Raw genomic sequence first — 20,971 nt, forward strand, 5'->3', positions numbered from 1 at the left:
TTGAGGAAAAAAGCATGCAGCAGCTGAATCCATCCGAGATTAGCGAAATTATTAAGCAGCGCATCGAGAAACTTGATGTGTCTACCGAGTCCAGCAATCAGGGCACAGTAGTTTCTGTATCTGACGGTATTGTACGTATTAACGGTCTGATGGACGTGATGTACGGTGAAATGATCGAGTTTGAAGGTGGCGTGTACGGTATGGCGCTAAACCTTGAGCAAGATTCAGTGGGCGCCATTATTTTGGGCGACTACTTCTCCATTGCCGAAGGACAAACTTGTAAGTGTACTGGCCGTATTTTGGAAGTGCCAGTAGGTCCAGAGTTGGAAGGCCGAGTGGTAGATGCGCTGGGTAATCCAATTGATGGTAAAGGCCCCATTAACGCTAAGAAAACCGATGCAATTGAAAAGGTTGCACCAGGTGTTATTTGGCGTCAGTCGGTGGATCAGCCAATCCAAATTGGTCTGAAAGCCGTCGATGCAATGGTGCCGATCGGTCGTGGTCAGCGTGAGCTGATTATTGGTGACCGTCAGATTGGTAAATCGGCGATTGCTGTCGATGCCATCATCAACCAGAAAGACTCTGGCATTAAGTGTATCTATGTTGCTATTGGCCAAAAAGCATCTTCTATTGCCGCTGTTGTGCGCAAATTAGAAGAGCACGGCGCCATGGAGCACACTGTTGTGGTTGCCGCTACTGCGTCTGATCCTGCATCTATGCAGTTTTTGGCACCGTTCGCTGGTTGTACCATTGGTGAGTACTACCGCGATCGCGGTGAAGACGCTTTGATTATTTATGATGATTTAACCAAGCAAGCTTGGGCATATCGTCAAATTTCTTTGTTGTTACGTCGTCCACCAGGGCGTGAAGCATACCCAGGTGACGTATTCTATTTGCACTCACGTTTGCTTGAGCGTGCCGCTCGGGTAAACCCTGAGTACGTAGAAAAACAAACCAACGGTGAAGTAAAAGGCAAAACCGGTTCTTTGACCGCGTTGCCAATTATTGAAACCCAAGGTGGTGATGTATCAGCATTCGTACCTACTAACGTTATTTCGATCACAGATGGTCAGATCTTCTTAGAAGCTGACATGTTCAACTCGGGTGTTCGCCCGGCGATGAACGCAGGTGTTTCGGTATCTCGTGTTGGTGGTGCAGCGCAATCTAAAATCATCAAGAAGCTCTCGGGTGGTATTCGTACCGCTCTGGCTCAGTACCGTGAGTTGGCTGCATTTGCCCAGTTTGCCTCTGATCTAGATGACGCGACTAAAGCTCAGCTTGAGCACGGTGAGCGCGTAACTGAGTTGATGAAACAGAAGCAATACTCCCCCATGAGCATTTCGCAAATGGGCTTGGTTCTGTTCTGTGCTAACGAAGGCTACTTAAAAGACATCGAAACTAAAAAGATTCTGGATTTTGAATCGGCGCTGCTGGCTTATGCTGCATCAGAGCACGGTGAGTTGATGACTGGCATCAACAAATCGGGTGACTGGAATAGCGATTTAGAAGCGCAGTTTAAAGCCTTGGTTGAGAAGTTTAAGTCTAGCCAAACCTGGTAAGCGAATGGTGCGCTATGCGCACCATTTTTGAATATATCTTGAGGGCCGAGTAATGGCAGGCGCAAAAGAAATTCGCACGCAGATTTCGAGCATTAAGAGTACGCAAAAAATTACCAGCGCGATGGAAATGGTCGCCGCTAGTAAAATGCGTAAAGCTCAAGAGCGTATGCAGTTAGGTAAACCCTATACAACTCGCATGCGTTCGGTAATCGGGCATTTAGCTAACGCTAACCCCGAGTACAAGCACCGCTTTATGGAGCAGCGCGAAGTTAGTCGCGTTGGTTTTATTGTGGTTTCTACTGATCGTGGTTTGTGTGGTGGTTTAAATACCAATTTATTTAAAGCCGCGTTACAGACAATGCGAGGCTATAGCGAGCAAGGTTGTAGTGTTGACCTTTGTTTGATTGGCGCAAAAGCGGCCGCATTTTTTGGTCGTTTTGGTGGCAACATTGTTGCTAGTACCCGTGATATAGGTGAGACGCCAAGCGTTGCAGACTTGATCGGTGGCGTTAAGGTTATGTTAGACGCCTACACCGATAACAAGCTTGATAAGCTTTATGTTGTGAGCAATGAGTTTGTAAATACCATGACTCAAAGCCCAACGGTGATCCAGCTTTTACCACTAGAGCGCGATGAAGATAAAGAGCTTCAGCACCACTGGGATTACCTGTACGAGCCCGAGGCCGAAGTATTATTAGAAGGTTTGTTAACTCGTTATATTGAATCACAAGTTTATCAAGCTGTTGTAGAAAATAGCGCGTGTGAGCAAGCTGCCCGTATGATTGCTATGAAAAGTGCTACTGATAATGCCGGCGATATTATCGACGGTTTACAACTTGTTTATAACAAGGCACGTCAGGCGGCAATTACTCAAGAGCTTTCAGAAATCGTGGGTGGAGCTGCTGCTGTTTCGTAAAAACAGCCAGCCTTACACAAAAAGAACTTTAGCTTAAACCTTCAGGCAATAAGCCTGAATAAAGAGGAACCGGAAATGAGTAGCGGACGTATCGTACAGATCATCGGCGCCGTAATTGACGTGGAATTTTCACGTGAAGACGTGCCAAAAATATATGATGCACTTATCATCACCGAGAAGAATCTGACTTTGGAAGTGCAACAGCAATTGGGTGACGGCGTAGTACGCACCATTGCACTAGGCTCCTCTGAAGGTCTGCGTCGTGGCTTAAGCGTCGAGAACACAAAAGATGCTATTAACGTCCCGGTGGGCAAAGAAACTCTAGGCCGTATCATGGATGTGTTGGGCAACCCCATCGATGAAGCGGGTCCAATTGGTGAACAGCAGCGGATGAAAATTCACCGCGAAGCACCAGCCTACGCGGAGTTAGCGGCCTCTAACGAGTTGTTAGAAACCGGTATTAAAGTTATCGACTTGGTTTGCCCTTTTGCTAAGGGTGGTAAGGTTGGCCTGTTTGGTGGTGCCGGTGTTGGTAAAACCGTAAACATGATGGAGCTTATTAACAACATCGCTAAAGAGCACAGTGGTTTGTCTGTGTTTGCTGGTGTTGGTGAGCGTACTCGTGAAGGTAACGACTTTTACTACGAGATGAAAGAGTCCAAGGTTTTGGACAAGGTTGCCATGGTTTATGGCCAGATGAACGAGCCACCGGGCAACCGTTTGCGCGTTGCTCTGACGGGCTTAACAATGGCCGAAAAATTCCGTGACGAAGGCAAAGACGTACTTTTCTTTGTTGATAACATCTATCGTTATACCCTTGCGGGTACCGAAGTATCGGCTTTGTTGGGTCGTATGCCATCGGCGGTAGGTTATCAGCCAACACTGGCTGAAGAAATGGGCGTGTTGCAAGAGCGTATTACTTCGACCAAGACTGGTTCTATTACCTCAATTCAAGCAGTGTATGTACCTGCAGATGACTTGACTGACCCGTCACCTGCGACCACGTTTGCTCACTTGGACTCTACCGTAACTTTGAGCCGAGATATTGCATCTAAGGGTATTTATCCTGCGGTTGATCCGCTGGATTCTACCTCACGTCAGCTCGACCCATTAATTATTGGTCAAGAGCATTACGACGTAGCCCGTGGTGTACAGATGGTACTGCAGCGTTATAAAGAGCTGAAAGATATCATCGCCATCTTGGGTATGGATGAGTTGTCAGAAGAAGACAAGCAGTCGGTAGCTCGTGCACGTAAAATCGAACGCTTCTTGTCACAGCCTTTCCATGTTGCCGAAGTATTTACCGGTTCACCCGGTACTTACGTATCACTGAAAGAAACCATTCGTGGTTTCCAAGGTATCTTAGGCGGTGATTACGATCACCTACCTGAGCAGGCGTTCTACATGGTCGGCACTATCGACGAAGCGATCGAAAAAGCCGAAAAAATGAAGTAATTGGGATGCGGCTTCGGCCGCTCCCTTCAAGATTAAGAGGCAGATTATGGCAATGACTATACATTGCGATATCGTCAGTGCAGAGAGCGAAATTTTCTCAGGTCTGGTCGAGTTGCTAGTGGCAACTGGCTCGCAGGGAGATCTAGGTATTACCTATGGTCACGCACCACTACTGACAGATCTTGTGCCAGGTCCTATTCGCCTTAAAAAACAAGGTGGTGAGGAGGAGGTATTTTATATCTCTGGCGGATTTTTAGAGGTGCAACCTAACCATATCTCGGTATTAGCAGATACAGCCCTACGTGCCGCCGATATGGACGAAGCCGCTGCCGAAACCGTTAAGCAAGAAGCCGCCAATAAGCTTCTGAGCCAATCAAGCGATATTGATTACTCTAGAGCTGCAATCCAGCTGGCCGAGGCATCTGCGCAATTGCGTACACTACAAGCAATTCGTAAAAATGCACGCCGATAAGTGATTGTGGATAAAAACTAAAAAAGGGCAGCCATTGGGCTGCCCTTTTTTTTTACAGCAATAAAAGGTTAAATGTCGCACCTGTTTTGGTTGTTAATGCTTTGAGGTTATACACATGTATGAAGCCGTGATTCTCGCCGCCGGTAAAGGCACTCGTATGTGCTCTAACTTACCTAAAGTTTTGCACCCAATAGCGGGTAAGTCGATGTTACAGCACGTATTAGATGCTGTGACCCCGCTTAACTTATTTGCACCGGCAAAAATTGTAGTGGGTCACGGGCGCGATATCATTAAAAGAAGCCTAACCGAAACTCCAGTGGAGTTAGTTGTACAAGAAATGCAACAAGGTACTGGCCACGCGGCTTTACAGGCATTACCGTTGCTTAATGAGAGCAGTATAACCTTGATTTTGTATGGCGATGTCCCGCTTATTAGCACTGCGACCCTAGAAAAACTGGGTCAGTTAGCCAGTAATAATACCATGGGTTTATTAACGGTAAGTCTGACTGAACCTACAGGTTACGGCAGAATAGTACGCACAGCTGCGGGCGAAATTACCGCGATTGTTGAACATAAAGATGCCAATGAACAACAGCGAAAAATATGTGAAGTGAACACCGGCATTATGGCGGTTAAAACCCAGCACTTGCAGCGTTGGCTGCCGGCATTAAATAACAATAACGCACAGAACGAGTTTTACCTGACTGATATAGTCGCCATGGCGCAACGCGATGGTATAGAAGTTAAAGCTTGCCAGCCGGAGACCGCCGACGAAGTACAAGGGGTAAACGATCGCGCGCAGCAAGCATCGGTAGAGCGAGCGTATCAGCGCAAGCAAGCACAAAAACTAATGGCTCAAGGTGTTAGTTTTGCCGATCCTGATCGATTTGACTGCCGTGGCAGCCTGACGGTTGGTCGCGATGTTTTTATTGATATTAACGTCGTTATCGAAGGCACAGTTAGTATTGCGGACGGTGTCACTATCGGCCCCAATTGTTGTATAAAAAACTCTAATATAAGTGCCAACACTGCCATTAAAGCTTATTCACATATAGAGGGGGCTAGTGTTGCCGACTCGTGTGATATTGGCCCATTTGCACGTTTGCGTCCCGGTACTGAGTTGCAAGCTGGAGTAAAGATTGGAAACTTTGTCGAGCTTAAAAAGTCTGTTATTGGGGTTGGCAGCAAGGTTAATCATTTAAGCTATATTGGCGATTGCAGTATGGGGCCAGGTGTTAATGTCGGCGCCGGAACTATTACTTGTAATTATGATGGCGTAAATAAGTTTCAAACGACTATTGGTGAGAGTGTATTTATCGGTTCAAACAGCGCACTTGTCGCACCGTTAAATATTGCTGCTGGCACAACCGTTGCTGCCGGCAGCGTTATTACCCAAAACACCGAGAAAGAAGATCTTGCCGTAGCCCGCAGTCGGCAACGTAATATCAAAGGCTGGAGCAAACCGCAAAAACACTAAAATGGTATAAACGCCAAAGATTTAGCCTAACGTAGGCAATAGAAGGAAATACGGTGGATTGGTTAGAGGTGATTGTCCTGGCATTGATTCAGGGCCTAACAGAATTTTTGCCGGTATCCAGCAGTGCGCATCTTTTGCTTGTACCGTTATTTACCGATTGGCCTGATCAGGGCTTAGCATTCGATATTGCCTTACATTTTGGTAGCTTACTTGCGGTTATTGCCTATTTTAGACGCGATATTTACACCTTAGTATCGGCGTGGCTAAACAGTATTTTAAAGCGTCAATCCAGCTCTGAGGCTCGCTTAGCTTGGGCTATTATTGGCGCTACAATTCCTGTAGGTTTAGTGGGTTTCTTAGTCAAAACTACGTTAGAGACATCCTTGCGCACCGGTGTATTCATGGCCTATAGTTTGATCGTTTTTGGTCTGTTGTTAGGCTTCGCTGACTGGCGTTATAGCAAAAAGCTTAAGCATCAAGGCGAGCAGGGTTTTACCGATGAATACCATATGTCGATTAAGCAAATAGTCGGCATCGCTCTCGCCCAAGCGTTAGCTCTAATACCTGGGACATCGCGCTCCGGTATTACTATTACAGCGGGACTGTTACTGGGCTTAACACGTGAAGCCAGCGCCCGTTTTTCTTTTTTATTAAGTATTCCCGTTATCGTGCTTGCCACGGTATTACAAACTGGCGAGTTGGTAGTTGAGCAAGAACCTGTCGACTGGCTGACGCTTATAGTGGGGGTCATTATCTCGGCTATTAGTGCTTATTTTTGCATACATATATTTTTGCAAGCTATAAAAAAATTGGGCATGCAGCCTTTTGTTGTCTACCGGGTGATCTTGGGTGTTTATCTGTTATATCTGTTTGCATAAATAGCGTTAAACGTTAATTACGAGGCTTAATAAACATGCGTAAACCTTTTTTGCCGTGGGCGATTAGCCTGTTTTGTTTAATATTAGTCGCTTGTGAGTCTTCACCGCATCAGGAAGAAAAACCCCCTTTAGCGTCAGAGATTATTAGCAGCCCTAATGACAGCCGGGAGTATCGTGCTGTAACTTTGGCTAATAATTTAGAAGTGTTGCTGATTTCCGACATTACAATAGAATCTGGCGGTGCATCGTTAAGTATAGGTGTAGGCAGCTATCAAAACCCTAAAGAGATACCGGGCCTTGCACATTACTTAGAGCATATGCTGTTTTTGGGTACCAAAAAGTATCCAGAGCCAAATGGATTTCAACGGTTTGTAGAGCAAAATGCAGGCAGCAGCAATGCTTATACTGCAACAGATCATACCAATTATTTTTTTCAGGTATCAGCTGAGGTTTTACCCGAAGCACTCGATAGATTTAGCGATTATTTTAAGGCCCCTATTTTTGACCGGCAATATAGCGATAAAGAGCGCAATGCGGTTAACAGCGAATGGTCCATGGGGAAAAGCCAAGATGGACGGATCATTAACCGTATCAGAGGTATAACAGCTAACCCATCACACCCCTCAAGTGCGATGCCTACCGGTAATCTTGAAACCCTAGCCGACCAGAAAGACATTAGCTTATACGACGCAATGCTCGATTTTTATAAAAATAATTATTCGGCCAATATTATGAAGCTTGTAATATTCGGTAAAGAAGATTTGGATAGCTTAGAAGCTTTGGCAAATAAAAATTTTGCAAGCTTGCCCAACCATAATATTCAGCGCCCGCAAGTTACAATCACGGGCCTTACCCCTGAAACACAGGGGATGCATATTTACTACAAACCACAGAAGCCGTTGCGCAGGCTTAATATAGAGTTTCCTATTGATAATAATCAGAAAGATTGGCGAGTAAAGCCAAATGATTATATTGCTAACTTAATAAGTTCCGAAGAGCCTGGCACAGTTGCACAAATTTTACGTGAAAAAGGCTGGGTAGATGACTTTACTGCAGGTGCTAACCCAGGCTTTTACGGTGAGGATGGTTTTTTTACAATACAAATTGGTGTGACACAGGAAGGCCTTAAGCATCAAGACAATATTATTACTGCGGTTTTTTCATACTTAGATCTTGTGCGTAAAAAAGGAATAGATCCAGTCTATCATCAAGAATATCGCGCCATGCTGGAAAAGCAATTTAATGATATGCAGATGCCAGCCCCTTTAAGTCAAGCTACTTATTACAGTGTGGCTCTTTTTGATTATCCAGAAAAAAACATTATTAATGCACCTTATCTTTATGAAAAATTTGATGCAGACGCCATTAAAAAAGTGCTAAAGAAAATGGTTCCGGAACGTGCTCGTATTTGGCACATTAACCCGGAGGTAAAAGTAGATAAAGATATTCCGTGGTATGAAGGAAAATTCGCCACCAAAAAATTTAGCAATAAAGAGCTTGTAGCATGGCGCAATATAGAGAGCAGCTACAACTTTTCATTACCGGAAGAAAATGATCTTTTTAGCTCAATAAAGTCCAGTGTCGCATCCTTCGAATACGCTAAACCACACCAAGTATTATCGACTAAAAAAATACAACAACAGGGTATAGAGGCCTGGCTAACACACAGCCAATACCATCAATCGGAGCTGGGTTACCTACAAGTTATGTTTAACAGTGATTTGCCAATTAAAAGCGCAAAAAACTGGGTGAGCAGTGATTTAGTGAATCGTTTATTTGCTTTGCAAACTACCCCACTTCGAGATAAAGCTGGGCGTGCCGGGATTGGTATTGGCATCGAGCGGCCCAAAGATAACCATGCATTAACCTTATCTGGTTATAGCGAGAAACATTTAGTGCTGTATCGTCGGTTACTTAATCAATGGATAAATTTAGAGGTTAATGAAAAAAATCTAAACATCGCAAAAGATGGATTTAAGCAATGGATAGAAAGCAAAAGCAAGCAGGAGCCGTATCGTCAGTTATTTGCAAAATTAGATGATTTGGTTAAAACCCCAAGTTTCAGTGATGACGTTTTATTAGCCGCGATTGATAACTTAACGATAGAAGATATTAACAACTATCAAAAACAACTTTTGAGTAAAAACCGTATCCGAATTTTTGCGTTTGGTAATTACACCAATCAACAGGTTGAAGCTATCGCCGATGAAACTTGGCAAGCGCTTAGTGATAAACGTGTAGTGATGGAGCGTTATATTCAACCATACAGCGCCCCTGTAGTTGCTGCTAAATTGCTGCATCAAGAGCAAATTAGTCAAACAGATAATGCGCTGCTTAAAGCTTGGTATTCACCCGATCCTAGCCTAGAGGTGGGTGCACGGCTGGCATTGCTTAATGCTGTTTTTCATAATGCATTTTATACACAACTACGTACAGAAGAGCAGTTGGGCTATGTTGTCGGCAGCAGTTTTGATCGTTTGGGAAATTACTGGGGGTTTGTCATTTATGCACAAAGCTCCAATACTAATATTGCGACATTAAAAGATCGGTTTGATCGTTACCTTATAGAGTATAAGCCAGAACTTGATGTGTTAGATAACACTATGCTTGAGCAACTTCGTACCGCTGTTATTGCTCAGATAAACCAACCGCCAGCAAATTTTAATCAAGAATATCCACGCTTTTTAAATGATTTTTATCGAGGTAATGATCATTACGATAGTCGCGACAAACTACTAAAAGCGATCAGTGATGTGAGTAAAGCCGATATTATTGCTTTGTACCAATCACTGATATTAGAGGCCAAAGCAGAAACTGTGCAGGTAGAGCTTGAAGGAGCTGCAAAATAATAATGGTTGCCTATTAGGTGCGCCCAACTCTAGTGACAAAGCTGAAGGCTGCATAGCAGCCAGTAGTAATGACACACAAAGCCGTTGAGTTGGGCCTGCCTAGATATTAATAGCCTTAAGATATGGCAAATAGTTTGACCCAATAGTTTCGTTTTGGTATTGTTTCTTTCGTTTCGAAACCTAAAGCTTTTGTTGTGATGCAGCCGTCCTATGGCAAAACGTAATACTCAGTGGCGCCGTCGTAGTATTCTTGATCGCTTAGCCGATACCGGTGAGGTTACGGTAGAGGCGCTGTCGGCCGAATTTCAAACCTCTGAAGTGACTATCCGCAAGGATCTAACGGCGCTGGAGGGCAATGGTTTACTGCTGCGCCGTTATGGTGGCGCCGTCCCCCTACCACAAGATCTACTGCATGATGGCGCCACAGCCCCGTCACAGGTTAAGCAACAAATTGCTCAACTGGCAGCCGCTCAAATTCGCGATCATAACCGCATTATTATCGACAGCGGCCACACCACTGCCGCCCTACTACCAGAGCTATTAGCACGACGCGGGCTGGTGGTAATGACCAACTCCTTGAGTATTGCCAATGCTTTGATGGAGCTTGAAAACGAGCCCACCTTGCTTATGACCGGCGGCACTTGGGATGCTCATTCAGAATCTTTTCAGGGTCAGGTTGCCGAACAAATGTTGCGATCTTACGACTTTGATCAGCTCTTTATTGGCGCAGATGGGCTAGACCTTGAGCGTGGCACCACCACCTTTAACGAGCTTTACAGTCTGAGCCGGGTTATGGCAGATGTGGCGCGTGAAGTAATCGTGATGGCCGAGTCGGATAAGCTGGGCCGTCGTATTCACAATTTAGAGTTGCCTTGGCAAACCATTGATATTTTAGTGACTGATGCGGGTATTAATGATGCCGCACGCAAGTCGCTAGAGGCGCAAAACGTAAAAGTTTTGGTTGCCAACCCCAACAATTAATTTAAGGAATACTTATGTGTGGAATCGTGGGTGCTGTTGCTCAGCGTGACGTTGCTGATATTTTGTTGGAGGGTTTACGCCGCTTAGAGTATCGTGGTTACGATTCGGCAGGTATGGCGGTCATAAAAGAGGCAAATAATCTAGTGCGCCTGCGGCGAGTCGGGAAAGTGCAAGCGTTAAGCGATGTGCTAATCGACCCACTACCTGGCGGCACCGGTATTGCCCACACTCGCTGGGCGACTCATGGTGAACCCAGTGAGCGCAATGCCCATCCACATATTAGCCACGATGAAATAGCGGTAGTACACAACGGTATTATTGAAAACCACGAGCCGTTGCGCGCCCAGTTGCAACAAGACGGCTACGTGTTTGAGTCGGACACCGATACCGAAGTAATCGTCCATTTGATTCACGCCAGCCTAAAAATAACCGACAGCTTACTTGCCGCCGTAAAGCTCGCGGTTAGTCAGCTGCGTGGTGCCTATGGCGCGGTTGTGGTCGATAGCCGTCAGCCAGATCGAATGGTTGTGGCTCGCTCGGGGAGTCCGCTGGTAATTGGTGTCGGGATTGGCGAAAATTTTGTCGCGTCCGATTCGTTAGCCCTGCTGCCAGTGACCCGCCAATTTATTTATTTAGAAGAAGGTGATGTCGCCGAAATTACTCGGACCAGCGTTGTGATTCAAGATGCTAGCGGCAAAGAGGTTGATCGCCCAGTACAAGAGTCTAGCGCTAGCTATGATGCCGGCAACAAAGGCGAATATCGCCACTTTATGCTGAAAGAAATATACGATCAACCTCAAGCTGTAAGAAACGCGCTCGAGTCGCGGCTGGCCGATGATCACGTGTTAGAGCAATCGTTTGGCGCTCAGGCAAGCGATATTTTTGCCAAGGTAAAGCACGTGCAAATTGTCGCCTGTGGCACCAGTTATCATTCAGCCATGGTCGCACGCTATTGGATGGAATCACTTGCCGGAGTCGCCTGCTCGGTAGAGATCGCCTCAGAGTATCGCTACCGTAAACCCATCGTCCCCGAGGGTAGTTTGCTGGTTACCATTTCGCAATCGGGTGAAACCGCTGACACCTTAGCCGCATTGCGCATGGCGCGTCACAGTGGTTATTTGGCGAGTTTGGCTATTTGTAATGTCGGCGCATCATCATTGGTGCGCGAATCCGATCTAGCTTTTATGACCCGAGCCGGGGTCGAGATAGGCGTCGCCTCAACCAAAGCCTTTACTACCCAGTTGGTCGGTTTAGCACTGTTGGTGTTAGCCATTGGTCAGCATCAAAACCTTAATAATCTGTTGTTGCAAGAGATGATCAGTGCGCTAAAGTCGCTGCCCGAGCAACTCGAACAAACCTTATTATTAGCCGGCGAGATAGAAACACTGGCGCAAGATTTTGCCGATAAACAGCATACTCTATTCTTAGGCCGTGGCGACCAATACCCCATTGCCATGGAGGGTGCGCTCAAGCTGAAAGAGATTTCTTATATTCACGCCGAAGCGTACGCCGCAGGCGAGCTAAAACACGGGCCGCTGGCGCTGATTGACGAGCACATGCCGATTGTCGTGATTGCCCCCAATAACGAGCTGCTAGAAAAGCTTAAATCTAATGTAGAGGAAGTTCGCGCTCGCGGTGGGCTGTTGTATGTGTTTGCCGATCGAGATGCACGCTTTATCTCAGACGCCACCATGCGAGTGATTAATTTGCCGCACACCCACCCTTGGTTGGCGCCGATTGTGTACACCCTGCCCTTACAGTTATTATCCTATTATGTTGCTATCATCAAAGGCACTGACGTCGATCAACCGCGCAACTTAGCCAAATCGGTTACTGTCGAATAAGCCACTATCATCACAAATACAAATAAGGAGCAGGGATGAAAAAAATACTTTTAGGGGTACCCGCTGCACTGCTGGTATTTATTGTGGCAAGTAAGCTGTATTACAGCTATCAGCTAGATAAAAATGTCGGCTTATTGGCAAGCCAATTAAGAGGCTTTGGGGTTGAATTAAGCTATAAAAATGCCGAAGTAACCTTTGCCGGAGACATTAAGGTAGAGGGTATTTTTTTACAAAGCCCAGCGATACATTTATCGTTTAGTATTGATAAAGTGGCCATTACCACAGGCAGTATTCTTAATGTACACACCGTACTTAACGACCTTAAAAGCCACTACCTACCCACAGAGCTAGGGTTAGAGTTTGAAGGTGTACGCCTACCGATAACACTCTTGAGTGATACCGACCCAGATCCACTTAACCTGCCTCTTATTAGTATGCCTAGCTGTGGCACAGGCAGCTCTATTGCGGATAATGAATGGAGCGATGTGGGTTACAGCTACATAGACATTAAAGCATCCACCTTAAGTTACCGTATTATCGGTGCGGGCCAGCAAGTAAATATTCAGCTCGTCAACGATGTATCCGATATGTACCGCTCCACCCTAAACGCCGAAATATCACTAGGTGCTACATCGCGCTCTATGGCGTCGATAGCATCGGCATCTAGCGATGCCACACTGTTAAATTTCAATCTTGATTATCAAGACCGTGGTCTTAATCATAAAATCATGCAGTACTGCGAAGCTCAATCAGAGCTAGACAGCGCCGAGCTACAAAACTCACAAATTAAAGATTGGCAAGATGCTTGGCGGCAACAAGGCCTAGAAGCTGGGCCGAAGATGGTTGAGCTATACCAAACCTTTTTGCAAAATTCAGATACCGTAAAGCTTGAGGCTGATGCCATCGGCTCGGTTAGTGTGGCTGACTTTAACCCAGATCAACCGCTGGCTATATTGCACAACTTTAAAACTATGGCACGGGTTAATAATCAAGCCGCGGTAGAGCTTGATATTCATAAAATGCCCTCCGATCAAGCACAACAATGGAAGACGCAATACATATTGGCTAAAAACCCGATCGAAGAAAAAAATATAGAGATAAACTTGCACCGTGATAAAAAAGTAGACATCCCTCTAGATGATTTAGCCAACCATTTAAACGAAGAGCTATTTATAGAAATAAAAAATGGCAACACCATCAGCGGGCGGCTGTTATCGTTAGGCGACAGGTCCGTACAACTTCAGGTAAGCCGCGGCGCCGGCTACATGATCGGGCCCATCAAGTATTCAGATGTTAGTCGTGTTTATGTCATCACCAAACGTAAACAGTAAGGGCCCAAACACCAATGCCTAGGCTAGACCAAGAGCTGGTACAGCAACAGCTAGTAGCAAGTCGCTCATTGGCGCAGCAGCTTATTAAAGCCGGCAATGTCGAGGTGTACGCCAGCGGCTTTTGGCAAGCCCAAACTAAGCCGAGTTTTCAATGCCACGCCCAGCAGCCCATTAGGTTGTTGGCAACCACTGCCACTCAATATGTATCGCGTGGCGGGTTAAAGCTAGCTGGCGCATTACAACATTGCGGCTTAAACCCCGCCGGTCAAACGGCACTAGACGTAGGGCAATCTACCGGCGGCTTTAGCGATTGCCTGCTGCAAGCCGGCGCCGCTCATGTTGTGGGTATTGATGTTGGCCGCGAGCAACTGGCTGAAAAAATAAAAACCGATCCACGGGTAACCTACTACGAAGGAATTAATGCCCGCACCCTACCCGCCGCCACTTTGCTGGCACACGCCCCCGCAGGGTTTGATCTAACGGTTATGGATGTATCGTTTATCTCGCAAGCGTTAATCGTTCCCGAGCTAATTCCCCTAATAAAACCAGCGGGTCATTTGCTGTGTTTGGTTAAACCGCAGTTTGAAGTCGGTAAAAGCGGCATTGGTAAAAAAGGCATTGTTCGCGATCCGGCGTTATACCCCGAAGTTAAGCAGCGCATTATTGCCCTATACCAATCGTTAGGTTGCCGCGTCCACGACTATTTTGACAGCCCCATTACTGGCGGTGACGGCAACCACGAATTTTTTATTTGGGCCGAAACTAAATCCGAGTAAGCGTTTTTTGTAGGGTTACTTATCCGTGCAGGCCATAATTTATGGCGCCAATTCATTTCGCCGTACCTTTAAATACAGCCGAGCATAAAAATGTACGGCTGTAAATCTTATGGCATTTGTAGTTCAACGGTAAATTTTCACTGACAAGCTCAGAAATCTATACAAAAGTAATAGCGTATATACCACAGTACTGTTGTGCTGTACCTCACATAATAATCACTATAGTTTTAATATAAACAACCCATTACAATCTCTCTTAGTTTGAACTACGCCTAGAGCAAAATTGCTCTGCGACCTAATCACATCCGAGGAAACCCATGAACCACACCCTACCGTTGCTATGGAACCCAGCTACCCAGCATTATTGCCCCGCCCCTGCCGCCGCGCGCAATAAATCTAAAAGGGGCGGCCGTAGGTTAGCGTTAGCACTGGCCGTGGCAGCCGCTACTAACGGTGCCTACGCTGGCCCCTCGGGCGGTGTGGTAATTGATGGCGATGCCAATATTGATATTCGCGGCAAGCTCACCGATATCCTACAAAACACCCAAAACACCACCATCGTTTGGGACAACTTTGATATTAACATTGATGAAATCGTTAATTTCATTCAGCCCAACGACACGGCCATCGCCTTAAACCGCGTCTTTAGTGCCGACGGCACCCAGATCAATGGCCAGCTTAACGCCAACGGTCGCGTCTTTGTATTGGACGCCAACGGCGTACTGTTTGGCCAAGATGCCAGCGTCAATGTGGGCTCGTTGGTCGCCTCCACGTTGGATGTAACCCACACCGATTACACCCATTTTAGCTTTAGCGGCAACGGTAACCCTGCCGCGGTTACTAACTTAGGCCACATTAGTGTCGCCGACTCCGGCGCCGTTGCACTGTTGGGCGGCCAAGTGTCTAACCGTGGTGTGATTCAGGCCAAGCTTGGCCGTGTAGCGCTGGCGGCAGGCAACAAAATCACCCTCGATTTTGCCGGCGACAACTTACTCAATGTACAGGTAGATGAAGCCGCTCTAAATGCCTTGGCCGAAAACCACGGCCTGATACAAACCCCCGGCGGCCAAGTATTAATGACCGCCCACGCCAGTGATGCGTTGCTGCAAACCGTGGTCAACAACACAGGTGTAATAGAAGCGCAAAGTCTGCAAGAGCAAGATGGCAAAATTATGCTGCTTGGTGGCTTCAACGGCGGCACGGTTAATGTCAGCGGCACGCTCGATGCCTCTGCCCCTAACAGCGGTAATGGCGGTTTTATAGAAACCTCTGGCGCCGTGGTGCAAGTAACCGCTAATGCCAACATCGATGCCTCCAGCGCCAACGGCAGCGCCGGTACCTGGTTGCTCGACCCAACAGATTTGGATATCAGCTACGACGAAATGGGCGCAGACGATGGCGTCAGCCACGTTCATACCCAAGCCCTGCAAAACTCACTGGCCGGCAGCAATGTCATATTACAAACCGCCGATGCTGGCGCCGGCAATGGCGATATCACCATTGCTGACCCTATTATTTGGGCCAGCGCCAATACTTTAACGCTAGATGCCGATGGCGGCATTGTCTTTAACGATTATATTCAGGCACCTAACGGCGGCTTAAGCCTTACCGCATTGGCCGACATTACTAGCGGCGCTGAGGGCCACATTAATGTGGCGGCCTTCACCTTAGAATCCGGTAACTTTAGCCAAATCATGGCGACCCTGCCGACGTTTATGGCTGACGACTTCACTCTAAACGGCGGCACCTTTACCCGTGCCACAGGTGGTAATGGCACCGGGTCACCACTACAAATTACCGATATTTTTGGCCTACAAGGGCTGGATACGACGCTCGGGTTTGATGCAATACTAACGAACGATATCGTTGCTAACGGCACCGTCGGTTGGAATGGTGGTGAAGGGTTTGATCCAATCGGTGATGAGGTGAATGGCTACTCGGCTGACTTCAATGGCGGAGGTTATGTCATTGATGAGCTAACGATTAACCGGCCCAGTGAAGATGCTGTGGGCCTATTTGCCACTGCTTCGAACGCGGCATTGACAGATGTGGGCTTGACCAACGTTAACATTGTAGGTGAGGGCTATGTGGGTGGTCTGGTTGGTTACGGTGCCGGTCAAATCACGGGCAGTTATGTTACAGGCGAGGTACAGGGACTGCATGATGTTGGTGGCTTAATGGGGCTTGCAGCCCCATCGAACGCCATATCACAAAGCTATGCCAACGTTGCTGTAACTGGAGAGCATACTGTTGGTGGTTTAGTGGGCGGAGCAAATAGTCTTTCAGTTATCGATACCTACGCTACTGGTAGTGTAACGGCTACGGGCCCTGGCCCAGGTGGCAACGGAGGTCTCATTGGCCAGGCAAATACATCGACCATTGAAAACTCTTGGGCGAGTGGCTTGGTATCAGTTGCGGTTGGGTTACCAGAAGGTGGCTTGGTGGGTAGAAACGGTGGAAGCACCTACACCAACAGTTACTGGGATACGTTTACTTCGGGCCAATCGTTTGGCGCTAATGGCAGCACACCGGTAGGCGTAAGCTCAGTGGATGGTGATTGGAGTGCTCCTGACGCCTATACTCAAACGTCCTATGCTGGTCTGGACTTCACCAACGACTGGTTTATCGCCGAAGGCAGCTCCCGCCCGATGCTGCGCGCTTTTTTAGACGGCGGCAATATTTCCAACCTCTACCAACTACAAGGCATGGCCGCTGACTTAGCGGGCAGCTATACCCTTAATCAAGATATCGACGCCTCGGCCACCGCTGCCAGCGTTGCACAGGGTGATCTCGGTAACTATTCGGATGTCTGGGGCGGGCGCGGCTTTGCGCCGGTGGGTAATGCAGCGGCTGACTTCACCGGCGACTTAGACGGCCAAGGCTTTGTGATTGAAGGCCTCACCATCAACCGCTTGGATCAAAACTATGTCGGTTTGTTTGGTGCTACCTCCAACACGGCGAGCCTGACGGATATTGCTTTGGAGGGGGGCGAGATTACCGGCAGTAATAATGTCGGTGCTCTGGTGGGCGACAACGGAGGTAGCATTGCCAGTAGCTACTCCACGGCTGCGGTAAACGGCGCTTTTACAGTTGGTGGTCTGGTAGGTTTTAATAGCGGTGTTATTGACTCTAGTTATGTCACAGGCGCGGTAACTGGCACAAACAGTAGCGCCGGTGGTTTGGTGGGTTATAACTCTTCTACCATTACTGATAGTTATGCTACGGGCGCCGTGTCTGGCAACGAGTTGGTCGGTGGCCTTGTGGGTACTAATGCCTCCTCCATTACCGACAGCTATGCCACGGGTGCGGTAACCGGTACCACCAGTGTCGGTGGTCTTGTGGGTGTAGGTTTAGGTGGTGCCATTACTACCAGCTACTGGGATACGTTTACCACCGGTCAGGCCACTTCGGCTGGAGGCGGTACAGCTGTCAACGGCGACTGGAGTGGCGCAGAAACCGCCTACAGCGCTGGCAGCTATTCAGGCTTCGATTTTACCAACGATTGGTTTATCGCCGAAGGTAGCTCCCGGCCGATGCTGCGCGCGCACCTCTCTGGCGGCGGCGAAATCAATAACCTCTACGACCTGCAAGGTATGACCGCTGACTTAGCGGGCAGTTATACCCTAATGACCGATATCGACGCCTCGGCCACCGCCGATAGTGTTACTGCGGGCAACGGCGGCGATTACTCCGATGTATGGGGCGGGCGCGGCTTTGCCCCAGTGGGTGACACTACGACCCCATTTGCGGGTAATTTTGATGGGGCTAACAAAGTCATTTCACAATTAACTATTAATCGCTCAGATCAAGATTATGTAGGCCTTTTCGGTTTTTCCGTGGGGGCGACCATAGCCGATGTCGTTATTAGTTCTGCGGATGTGGTAGGTCGCCATTATACCGGTGTGCTCACGGGGGGTATCGATGGTTCCACAAGCGAGGTCCTAGCTTCGGGCACGGTAAGTGGTCTGGAGTATGTCGGTGGCCTGATCGGCCAAGTTATTTCGGGTAATCAACAAAATAACCGTTCTAATGTATCTGTGGAGGGTGTTAATGCAGTTGGTGGTTTAGTTGGTTTAAGTCTAGGAAGCATCACTGGTAGTTATGCAATTGGTGATGTTCAGGGTGAAACTGATGTTGGCGGGTTAGTGGGGCGCAACATAGGGCCTGTTTCTAATAGTTATGCTACGGGCGATGTAACCGGAACCAATATAGGGGAAGATGTTGGTGGCTTAGTGGGCGCCAACTTTTCTCAAATTGAACAAAGTTACGCAACCGGTGCGGTAGTAGGGATAATGAATGTCGGTGGTTTAGTTGGCTTCAATGTAGACTCAATCGGCGACAGCTACTGGAACTCGGATGCTATAGCGATGGGGGTTGGTCAGAACATTGGTACCTCGAATGCCACCGGCCTCACCACTGCCGAGTTTATGGACCCAGCCTCTTTCGCGGCTTGGGGTGCAGATATAGATGCCGAAGGCGGCACAGGTTCTGTATGGCGTATTTACGAAGGCCAATCTACTCCGTTATTGCGCTCATTCCTAACCGAAATCGATGTGATCGCCTATGACGATTACAAAGTCTACGACGGCGTCGCCTACGATGGCCTGCACGACATTAACGCCACCACCGGCGCGGGTGTGCGCTACGGCAACAGCTACGCTGAGTTTGTTGCAGCCTTTGGCGAAAATGGCACACCGTACGGATCGGACGACATTAACAGCGCCGATTTAGAATACACCGGCGACTCGCAAGGCGCGATTGACGCCGGCACCTACGATATTACCCCCAGCCAGTTGTGGTCCAACCAAAGCGGTTACGACATTGTGATGAACGACGGTGTGCTCACCATCGATCAAGCCGTGGTCAGCGTTACCGTGAAGATCAACAACGCCAGTAAAGAGTACGGCGAAGCCGACCCCACCTTTAGCTGGGGAGTCACCTCGGGCTCTCTGGGTGCCGGCGACCGCTTAACCGGTCGTTTATCGCGCGCACCCGGTGAAAACGTGGGCAACTACGCCATTACCGGCAACGTCACCGGCGATTTAGCCAGCGGCAACTACGACGTCACCCTGATTAACGGCGTGTTTACCATTACCCCGCGCGCCATTACCGTCAACATTGCCGACCTAGACAAAATCTATGGCGACGACGACCCAAGCTTTAGCTGGAGCATTACCGGTGGCAGCTTGGCTGCTGGCGAAACCTTAAACGGCACCTTAACCCGCGTACCCGGCGAGAACGTTGGCGACTACGTGATTACCGGCGCGTTAGAGGGCGACTTGGCCAGCAGCAACTACACCGTCACCGTTGATGATGGCGTGTTGAGCATTGCCCCACGGCCACTGGTGATCAGCGCTGACGACTTTGCCAAAATCTATGGCCAAGACGACCCAGAGCTTACCTGGAGCCAAGGCGGCAGCGTGGTCGAGGGCGACACCCTAACCGTGAGCCTAAGCCGCAGCGAAGGCCAAAACGTGGGTTACTACACCATCACCCCAGAAGTAACCGGTGATGTCCTCAGCGACAACTACGCGCTTAGTATTAACAACGGCGCGCTGCAAATCACTCCCGCCGCACTGATGGTGACCGCCAACGACATCGAGACCTACTGGAACCTGCTGCCACCGTTTAGCGCCACCTTAGACGGCCTAACCAACGGCGACACCGAGCAAGACGTGTTTGGTAACTCGCTGACCGTGACATCCGACTTAAGCTTGCCGATACCGGGTGCATACACCTTAACGCCGATGGCAACACTGGCCAGCAGCAACTACACCGTTAGCTTTAACGACGGCGTGTTAAACCTGCTCAGCTCTAACCCCGGCGGTGGCTACGGCGATGGCTTAACCAGTACCCAACTGCCTGCACGGGAAGCACTGGGTCGCCAAGATCGCGCCAACCTCTTTGAAGGCCGCGATTTGCTGACCGGTGAGCTGGACGACATATCGCTTGGCGTATACCAAGACGGCGTGCGTGTGCCGGCGGCGGTTCTGGCCGAGTTTGGTCTACCTATGCCGCGCGCGGTGTTGTTTGCCAACAACAGCGATACCGTCGAGCCCGAATACGTAGAGATGCTGGAAAAATTTGTGGCTAAGCTCGCGCAATATCCCGAGTTTAACCTCTTAGTAGAAGGCCACACCTCGCACACCGGTCCGCGCTTGCTCAACGAAAAGCTCGCCCGTAAACGCGCTATGGCGGTGTACAACATACTGGTCGAGTTGGGTGTAGAGCCTGCGCGACTGGGTACCAAAGGCTTTAGCTGGACGCGCCCGATTGCCGACAACAGCACCCTAGAGGGGCAAGCGTTAAACCGTCGTACCGAGATCACGCCGGATAAGCCCAGCGCCGATCAAGACGCCAGCGAGTAACACCACAACCGACAAGCGGCGCCGCGCCATAAACCGTAGGGCGCCGCTTAACCCCGTATTTAACC

At 48.4% G+C, this 20,971-nt stretch carries 12 protein-coding genes; all 12 read left to right on the forward strand.

Going from position 1 to position 20,971, the window contains the following annotated elements; translation table 11 throughout:
- Positions 1 to 14 precede the first annotated feature (14 nt).
- The 12 genes from atpA (at position 15) to GILYN3_RS11160 (ending at position 20,906) form a co-directional block, all read left to right on the forward strand.
- On the forward strand, positions 15 to 1,559 hold the full coding sequence (gene atpA, locus GILYN3_RS11105) for a F0F1 ATP synthase subunit alpha (protein ID WP_049723046.1): 1,545 nt from the start codon (positions 15 to 17) through the stop codon (positions 1,557 to 1,559).
- Between the two features lie 52 nt (positions 1,560 to 1,611).
- Positions 1,612 to 2,475 carry a F0F1 ATP synthase subunit gamma gene (gene atpG, locus GILYN3_RS11110; protein WP_049723047.1) on the forward strand — a complete coding sequence of 288 codons (864 nt, stop codon included), beginning with the start codon at positions 1,612 to 1,614 and terminating at the stop codon, positions 2,473 to 2,475.
- Between the two features lie 75 nt (positions 2,476 to 2,550).
- The gene (gene atpD, locus GILYN3_RS11115; RefSeq protein ID WP_049723048.1) at positions 2,551 to 3,930 is read left to right on the forward strand and encodes a F0F1 ATP synthase subunit beta; all 1,380 of its coding nucleotides are present in this window, start codon (positions 2,551 to 2,553) and stop codon (positions 3,928 to 3,930) included.
- 46 nt (positions 3,931 to 3,976) lie between these two features.
- Positions 3,977 to 4,402 carry a F0F1 ATP synthase subunit epsilon gene (locus GILYN3_RS11120; RefSeq protein WP_049723049.1) on the forward strand — a complete coding sequence of 142 codons (426 nt, stop codon included), beginning with the start codon at positions 3,977 to 3,979 and terminating at the stop codon, positions 4,400 to 4,402.
- 115 nt (positions 4,403 to 4,517) lie between these two features.
- A complete protein-coding gene (glmU, locus tag GILYN3_RS11125) occupies positions 4,518 to 5,879 on the forward strand; it encodes a bifunctional UDP-N-acetylglucosamine diphosphorylase/glucosamine-1-phosphate N-acetyltransferase GlmU (RefSeq protein ID WP_049723050.1) in 1,362 nt (453 codons plus the stop codon).
- Positions 5,880 to 5,932: 53 nt separating this feature from the next.
- Positions 5,933 to 6,757 (forward strand): undecaprenyl-diphosphate phosphatase, encoded by an 825-nt coding sequence (locus GILYN3_RS11130; protein WP_049723051.1) that lies wholly within the window; start codon positions 5,933 to 5,935, stop codon positions 6,755 to 6,757.
- A gap of 35 nt (positions 6,758 to 6,792) precedes the next feature.
- Positions 6,793 to 9,606 carry an insulinase family protein gene (locus GILYN3_RS11135; RefSeq protein WP_049723052.1) on the forward strand — a complete coding sequence of 938 codons (2,814 nt, stop codon included), beginning with the start codon at positions 6,793 to 6,795 and terminating at the stop codon, positions 9,604 to 9,606.
- Positions 9,607 to 9,816: 210 nt separating this feature from the next.
- A complete protein-coding gene (locus GILYN3_RS11140) occupies positions 9,817 to 10,587 on the forward strand; it encodes a DeoR family transcriptional regulator (protein WP_049723053.1) in 771 nt (256 codons plus the stop codon).
- A gap of 14 nt (positions 10,588 to 10,601) precedes the next feature.
- Positions 10,602 to 12,431, forward strand: coding sequence for a glutamine--fructose-6-phosphate transaminase (isomerizing) (glmS, locus tag GILYN3_RS11145; protein ID WP_049723054.1), 1,830 nt, complete (start codon positions 10,602 to 10,604; stop codon positions 12,429 to 12,431).
- Positions 12,432 to 12,466: 35 nt separating this feature from the next.
- Positions 12,467 to 13,762, forward strand: a complete 1,296-nt coding sequence (locus GILYN3_RS11150) for a hypothetical protein (protein ID WP_049723055.1) — start codon at positions 12,467 to 12,469, stop codon at positions 13,760 to 13,762.
- Between the two features lie 14 nt (positions 13,763 to 13,776).
- On the forward strand, positions 13,777 to 14,538 hold the full coding sequence (locus tag GILYN3_RS11155; protein ID WP_049723056.1) for a TlyA family RNA methyltransferase: 762 nt from the start codon (positions 13,777 to 13,779) through the stop codon (positions 14,536 to 14,538).
- A 317-nt stretch (positions 14,539 to 14,855) separates the two neighbouring features.
- Complete coding sequence (locus tag GILYN3_RS11160) at positions 14,856 to 20,906, forward strand: MBG domain-containing protein (RefSeq protein ID WP_049723057.1); 6,051 nt, start codon at positions 14,856 to 14,858, stop codon at positions 20,904 to 20,906.
- Positions 20,907 to 20,971 lie beyond the last annotated feature (65 nt).

Source organism: Gilvimarinus polysaccharolyticus (assembly GCF_001187555.1).
Classification (GTDB): Bacteria; Pseudomonadota; Gammaproteobacteria; order Pseudomonadales; family Cellvibrionaceae; genus Gilvimarinus; species Gilvimarinus polysaccharolyticus.

Coding starts and splice junctions, on each gene's coding strand:
- atpG (WP_049723047.1), top strand. CDS start 1,612: ATGGCAGGCGCAAAAGAAATTCGCACGCAGATTTCGAGCATTAAGAGT.
- GILYN3_RS11140 (WP_049723053.1), top strand. CDS start 9,817: ATGGCAAAACGTAATACTCAGTGGCGCCGTCGTAGTATTCTTGATCGC.
- glmS (WP_049723054.1), top strand. CDS start 10,602: ATGTGTGGAATCGTGGGTGCTGTTGCTCAGCGTGACGTTGCTGATATT.
- GILYN3_RS11155 (WP_049723056.1), top strand. CDS start 13,777: ATGCCTAGGCTAGACCAAGAGCTGGTACAGCAACAGCTAGTAGCAAGT.
- GILYN3_RS11160 (WP_049723057.1), top strand. CDS start 14,856: ATGAACCACACCCTACCGTTGCTATGGAACCCAGCTACCCAGCATTAT.
- GILYN3_RS11135 (WP_049723052.1), top strand. CDS start 6,793: ATGCGTAAACCTTTTTTGCCGTGGGCGATTAGCCTGTTTTGTTTAATA.
- GILYN3_RS11150 (WP_049723055.1), top strand. CDS start 12,467: ATGAAAAAAATACTTTTAGGGGTACCCGCTGCACTGCTGGTATTTATT.
- atpD (WP_049723048.1), top strand. CDS start 2,551: ATGAGTAGCGGACGTATCGTACAGATCATCGGCGCCGTAATTGACGTG.
- glmU (WP_049723050.1), top strand. CDS start 4,518: ATGTATGAAGCCGTGATTCTCGCCGCCGGTAAAGGCACTCGTATGTGC.
- GILYN3_RS11120 (WP_049723049.1), top strand. CDS start 3,977: ATGGCAATGACTATACATTGCGATATCGTCAGTGCAGAGAGCGAAATT.
- atpA (WP_049723046.1), top strand. CDS start 15: ATGCAGCAGCTGAATCCATCCGAGATTAGCGAAATTATTAAGCAGCGC.